The organism is Prevotella sp. SGI.167 (genome assembly GCF_050313615.1).
GTDB lineage: Bacteria > Bacteroidota > Bacteroidia > Bacteroidales > Bacteroidaceae > Prevotella.
Genome location: NZ_JBNPLT010000093.1, coordinates 1 through 1,476, shown reverse-complemented (window position 1 = coordinate 1,476; position 1,476 = coordinate 1). Strand labels below are relative to the sequence as shown.

At 38.1% G+C, this 1,476-nt stretch carries 2 protein-coding genes; both read right to left on the bottom strand.

The genetic code is table 11. The annotated features are described in order from the left end of the window. Positions 1 to 122 precede the first annotated feature (122 nt). Positions 123 to 872: a nucleoside phosphorylase gene (locus ACQRBJ_RS15975; protein WP_042520252.1), complete on the bottom strand. Its 750-nt coding sequence runs from the start codon at positions 870 to 872 to the stop codon at positions 123 to 125. 11 nt (positions 873 to 883) lie between these two features. Next, positions 884 to 1,384, bottom strand: coding sequence for a nucleotidyltransferase domain-containing protein (locus ACQRBJ_RS15970; RefSeq protein WP_044065270.1), 501 nt, complete (start codon positions 1,382 to 1,384; stop codon positions 884 to 886). Between the last annotated feature and the right edge of the window lie 92 nt (positions 1,385 to 1,476).

The following is a 1,476-nucleotide window of genomic DNA, read 5'->3' as shown; positions in this document are numbered from 1 at the left end:
GTCAAAATAAACGAGTGTAAACCTAATTGTTATAAAGTAAGCATTCCGTAAACCACGTATAGATGGTTATGGAATACTTTTTATATAGTCCGCTAAATGGGAATTTACAATTCTGATATACTTCAGATGTAGGTTGCCGTTTCTAAAGCAATATAAAGTTTGTTTAAACTATGGTTGGCATTGTTCAAGCCTTTGGCTTCATATCCATTTGTATCCAAAATGTCACCTGTTTCAAAAAAAGCATACAACTTCAAATTGTAGAAGTCGCACACAGATTGAACTCCAGCCAATTCCATTTCTACTGCGATGCACCCTTCTTCCTTTCGTTTGCGTACAAGTCCTTTTGTTTCTCTGATCATCGAATCTGTCGTCCATATTTTACCTGTAATATATGGTACAGATAATTTGTCGAAAATTATGGAAAGTTCCTTGCTTGCGGCTATATCAATATAGTCGGATGGTGCTGCAAAATAATATGAACACCCGTCCCCTCTGTAACTTTGTGTCGGTATGATAAATCTACCTTGTGTGGTTGTACGGTCAAGACTGCCACAGGAACCGAACATAATGAACTTTGATGCTCCAGTTAGCCAGCTTGCAAGATGACATTGAGAGGATGCTACTGCTGAACCTATTCCTGACAGGTAGAAAGTTATCGTAACTCCTTTATAAGTTGTTTTATAGATATGCGTATCGCCATTGCAAGCCGGCATAGTTGCAATAATTTCAGATTCGTAGGAATCAAGTAAATGCCGATGAATCTCCTTCGAGAATATTATCAGGCATATATCTGCAAAATCTCCACGTCTGCCGTAGAAATCAAACAGATTGATCATTGGTTCAGTTTCAATATCATAACTATCAGTAATCATAGCATATTGAATCAGATGTGAGTTTTATATTGCTCCGGTATCTCAAGATTGAAAGTTCTGCATAATAACAGGACGTCGTGGACATCATTTTCATCGTATTCATATCCAAGATGGAACTGTACCTGTGCCTCCGGGTTTATGCATGTTACCTCAATATTCCCGATATTTCCTTTACCTGAGAAAGTTTCGCTTGGGAAAGTGTATCCGTCATATAGAATTCCATCTTCGACATATTCGAAACAATGCAGATCGATTATTCTTCCGTTGTCATCTTTCCAGACAGTATGGCTATCGGTCGTATAGTCCATTACAACTTCTCTGTATCCCTTCCAGGTAATCACGGATATGGCCTTACCATAGTCTTTCTTCTCTACGAACAGATCGATGTCGTTATGTATTCTTGTTTCTCTGCCTATAAGTGCATCGACACCCCAACCGCCGTCCAGAAACACCTTTACAGATGCTTCAGACAGCATTTCAAGAATCTCACATGTATCAAAATAAGTGACCATAAAATTGCAATTAAAACCTTAATTCCGCAACACTATAATTTAACTTTATTTATAAGTTCCTGAGCAACAATAAGTTGCCTAGGATTTTGCCG